General features: G+C 74.8%; 5 protein-coding genes. 1 reads left to right on the top strand and 4 read right to left on the bottom strand.

What is annotated here, in order from left to right; genetic code table 11:
• Nucleotides 1–251: 251 nt before the first annotated feature.
• The 4 genes from HCJ92_RS22885 to HCJ92_RS22870 all read right to left on the bottom strand — a co-directional run bounded on the left by HCJ92_RS22885 (nt 252) and on the right by HCJ92_RS22870 (nt 2,258).
• Nucleotides 252–521: a hypothetical protein gene (locus HCJ92_RS22885; RefSeq protein ID WP_167935512.1), complete on the bottom strand. Its 270-nt coding sequence runs from the start codon at nt 519–521 to the stop codon at nt 252–254.
• A 120-nt stretch (nt 522–641) separates the two neighbouring features.
• The gene (locus tag HCJ92_RS25220; RefSeq protein ID WP_167935511.1) at nt 642–869 is read right to left on the bottom strand and encodes a DUF3107 family protein; all 228 of its coding nucleotides are present in this window, start codon (nt 867–869) and stop codon (nt 642–644) included.
• A gap of 269 nt (nt 870–1,138) precedes the next feature.
• Nucleotides 1,139–1,768 (bottom strand): TetR/AcrR family transcriptional regulator, encoded by a 630-nt coding sequence (locus HCJ92_RS22875; RefSeq protein ID WP_338054337.1) that lies wholly within the window; start codon nt 1,766–1,768, stop codon nt 1,139–1,141.
• A gap of 268 nt (nt 1,769–2,036) precedes the next feature.
• Nucleotides 2,037–2,258: a hypothetical protein gene (locus tag HCJ92_RS22870; RefSeq protein ID WP_167935510.1), complete on the bottom strand. Its 222-nt coding sequence runs from the start codon at nt 2,256–2,258 to the stop codon at nt 2,037–2,039.
• A gap of 463 nt (nt 2,259–2,721) precedes the next feature.
• On the opposite strand from HCJ92_RS22870, the gene HCJ92_RS22865 reads away from it, so the two are divergent.
• The gene (locus tag HCJ92_RS22865) at nt 2,722–3,711 is read left to right on the top strand and encodes an alpha/beta fold hydrolase (protein ID WP_167935509.1); all 990 of its coding nucleotides are present in this window, start codon (nt 2,722–2,724) and stop codon (nt 3,709–3,711) included.
• Nucleotides 3,712–3,919 lie beyond the last annotated feature (208 nt).

Below are 3,919 nucleotides of genomic sequence, written 5' to 3'. Positions count from 1 at the left end.
GGGTCGGGCGGGGCGGCCCGCGGGCGCGGACGCCACCGGTGGGCCCCGGGACCGCCGACGCGCCCGCCCCCGGAGCGCTGCGCGCCGCAGTCGCCCGGCGGCCACCGGCTCGGCGACGGGACGGCGCACCCGTCGCAACCGGGCCGGTGCGCCGAGGTCGTGCAGGCCTGGACGGAGCGCGGGCTCGGGACGAGATGGGGCTCAGGGGCGGGCGGGCCTCGGCGTCGGGCGTGGCGCAGAACCCGGTGGGGTCACGCCGAGACGGGGCTTCGCACCTGCCCGCCGTTCACCCGGACGACCAGGGACAGCAGCACGGCGCCGAAGACAGCGCCCGCGATCAGCACCACGGGCAGGCTTCCCGGCCCCAGCACCGCTCTGGTGATCAGACCGCCCAGCATCGCGCCACCGGCGCCCGTCGCGAGCGCCAGCCTGGTGTCGAGGAAGCGGGCCGGGTGGCGGCTGACCGCCACGGCGGCGATGACGAGACCGAGCAGAGCGCACGCGGTCGGTTCCCAGAGCATGTTCCCTCCCGAGCGGTGTGTCCGACGTGGGCAATGGCGTTCTACCCACGCCCCTGAGCACACGAAACGGCGGCCGGTGAGCTTTCACCGGCCGCCGTCGCAGCGGAAGTTGACGTTGTGTCAGAGCGCCCCGAAGCCGACCCGGCGCGCGGCCGACTCGCCGATCTCCACGTACGCGAGCCGGTCCGCGGGAATGATGATCTCGCGGCCACGCTCGTCGGTCAGGCTGAGCACCTTCTCCTTGCCGGTGAGCGCCGCGGTCACCGCGTTCTTCACGTCCTCGGCAGACTGCCCGCTCTCCAGAACGATCTCGCGCGGCGTGTGCTGAACGCCGATCTTGATCTCCACGGCTTGTCCCTCCGCATGGTTCGTGACGTGCGCGGGGTCCGCGCCGCCGTCGTTCCGCAAGCGTATCGGGGGCCGCCGTCCCCCACGGGGCCGGACGGCAACGCCCGTAGCGAACAGTGCCCGCCGATCGCCGCCCGTGCCCGGCGGCAGGGCCGCGCCGGGGCGCGGTTCGCGCGCGGGTTCGAGGAGGCGGTCGTCACGCCGGTCCGACCGTGTCGGAGCGGGCACGACCCGGAATCGGGACGGCGTGACGCCGCCCGACCCGGTGGTCAGTCCTGCTGCATGGGGAAGCCGGCGATGCCGCGCCACGCCAGAGCGCCGGTGAGCGTCTTCGCGGTCTCGCGCGGGATCTCCTGGCCGGAGCTGAGCCAGTGCCGGGCCGTGATCTGGGCCATGCCGCAGAGGCTGACGGCCAGCAGCATCGACTGGTCGTGCGGGAGGTCGGTGTCCTCCGCGATGACCGCGCAGACCAGCTCGGCGCAGTCCCGCGACACCGAGTCCACGCGCTCGCGGACGGCCGGCTCGTTGGTGAGGTCGGACTCGAAGACCAGACGGAAGGCGCCGCCGTCCCGCTCGACGTAGTCGAAGTACGCGTCCATCGTCGCGGCGACGCGGAGCTTGTTGTCCGAGGTGGAGGCGAGTGCCTCGCGGACATGCTGGACGAGCGCCTCGCAGTGCTGGTCCAGCAGGGCGAGGTAGAGCTCCAGCTTGCCGGGGAAGTGCTGGTAGAGCACGGGCTTGCTCACCCCGGCGCGCTCGGCGATGTCGTCCATGGCCGCCGCGTGGTAGCCCTCGGCGACGAAGACCTCCTGGGCGGCGCCGAGGAGCTGGGTGCGCCGGGCCCTCCGGGGCAGGCGCGTGCCGCGGGGGCGCGCACCGGTCTGCTCGATGGCTGTCACGCCGCCTCCCGTGTGTAGGGGACCTCTGGTGGGGTCGTGGTTCGTTCGCCGGGCACCGGCCGGGACGCCGGTGTCCCACTCGCCCGACGCCGTCATCCTACGGTCGGGTAACGGCGGGTCGTCCGTCGCGTGTCAAGGACCGACATCGGCGGGCCGCGGCTCCGCGCCCCGCCGTACCGGTCGGCGACCCGCCCGGGGCGCTCCGCCGCACCGCCCCGGCCAGGGGCGACGCGCGGCGGGGTGTCGGGCCGTGGGCCGCCCCGGGGGCTCAGCGGTACTCCTCCTCGTCCCGGTCCGCGGTTCTGGCCTGATCCGCCACGTCCGCCGCGTCGGCGGAGTCCCTCGCCTCGGCGGGGGGCAGCGCCTCGTCGCGGGGGCGGAGCTCGGTCCGCTGCTCGGCGGCGTCCGCCTCGGGGATCTCCGCGCCGCGTTCGCGGTCGGCGGCAAGCAGTTCTTCGAGGGTGTCCGGTTCGCTGGGGTCGATGGCCACTGCGGCACCTCCGGTAGCCGAACGTCGTTACTTTCGGTTACCTCCAGCGTAGGTGATCCGCCGCGGTCCGTCGCGGGCGTCGCCCCGGCCCCGGTGCGGGTGCTCCGGCCCGCGTTCCGGCCGCCCGCCGTCACGCCGACCCCGACCGGGTGTGCCCCCTGGGGGTGAAGTCCAGCGGTGCCCGCGGTTCACGCGATCGGCAGCGGTCGCGGAGGGTGACCGGGTGTACGGAGGGGGTGGTGCCGCTGTCGCTGGCCGCCGCTCGGCGCCGCGCGGCGTGACGAAGATCCTGTCCGGCCCGGTCGAATCGGCCCGTGTACCCGCTCCGCCCCGAGGTCACGCCTCCGAACGCCCTCGGAAGGGCAAGCGATGCGGAAGCGATATGACCGCGATACGCCGGATGCCCCACAGGTGTGATGCCGGACACAGTCACGGTTGCGTGACGTGCTCGTAGGATGGCGCCATGCCATCGACCGAGGAGCGACAGGCCACGGCGGCTCTCGCCGCTGCCGAGGCGTGGCCCGGCGTGCGGGCGGGCGAGACCATGCGGTCCGTGAGCCTGCCCGGAATGACCCTTGCCGTGCGCCGCCGCGCCGCCACCCGCGACGATCTGGAACCCGCCCTCTTCGTGCACGGTCTGGGCGGGTCGTCCCGCAACTGGTCCGCGCTGATGGAGCGGTTGGCCGGCGACGTCGAGTGCGAGGCCGTGGACCTGCCCGGGTTCGGCGCCTCCCCGCCGCCCGATCACCGTCAGTACACCCCCGCGGCCCACGCCCGCGCCGTCGTCCGCTGCCTGGAGGAGAGCGGACGTGCGCCGGTCCACCTGGTGGGCAACTCGCTGGGGGCCGCCGCCGCCACCCGCGTCGCCGCGCTCCGGCCCGACCTGGTGCGGACCCTGACGCTCATCTCCCCGGCACTGCCCGAGCTGAGGCCGCAGCGCGGTGTGTTGCCGACGGCGATGCTCGCCGCACCCGGTATGGCGTCGCTGCTCGGGCGCCTCGGCGGCGACCAGACGCCCCAGCAGCGGGCGCGCGGCGTGCTGCGGCTCATCTACGGCGACCCGTCGCGGATCACGCCCGAGGAGTTCTCCGGCGCCGCCGCGGAGCTGGAGCGCCGTCAGTCCCTGCCCTGGTTCTGGGAGTCGCTGACGCTCTCCGCCCGAGGGCTCGTCAACTCCTACACGCTCAGCGGCCAGCACGCCCCGTGGCGCCTGGCCGAACGTGTGCTCGCACCGACCCTGCTGGTGTACGGCGGTCGTGACCGTCTCGTACGCTTCCGGATGGTCGACCGGGCCGCCGCGGCCTTCCGTGACTCACGGGTCCTGGCGCTGCCCGGGGCCGGCCATGTCGCCATGATGGAGTTCCCCGATCTGGTCGCGGACGCGTTCCGCGAGTTCCGCGCCGCCACGGCCGGGTCGAAGGCCACCGAGAACGCCGGGGGGCGTGACGCTTGATGCACCGGTCCGAACGTGAACAGTGGCACCCGGAAGGGGCCACCGCAGGGCCGGCACCGGCCGGCGGGCAGCACGCCCCCGGCCCGGGAGCCCAGGAGCACTACGGGTACCCCGCCGCCGGGCCCGCGGACGACCCCCTCGTGCCGCCGCAGGACCGCGAAGCGGCCCGGCGCGGGAACGACGCCCCGGCCGAGCACGGGCGTGGACC

It is taken from the genome of Streptomyces spiramenti (assembly GCF_012034385.1).
Lineage (GTDB): Bacteria > Actinomycetota > Actinomycetes > Streptomycetales > Streptomycetaceae > Streptomyces > Streptomyces spiramenti.
The sequence above is the reverse complement of the archived record's forward strand: the minus strand, read 5'-3'. Positions and strand labels throughout refer to the sequence as shown.

Coding starts and splice junctions, on each gene's coding strand:
- HCJ92_RS22885 (WP_167935512.1), bottom strand. CDS start 521: ATGCTCTGGGAACCGACCGCGTGCGCTCTGCTCGGTCTCGTCATCGCC.
- HCJ92_RS22865 (WP_167935509.1), top strand. CDS start 2,722: ATGCCATCGACCGAGGAGCGACAGGCCACGGCGGCTCTCGCCGCTGCC.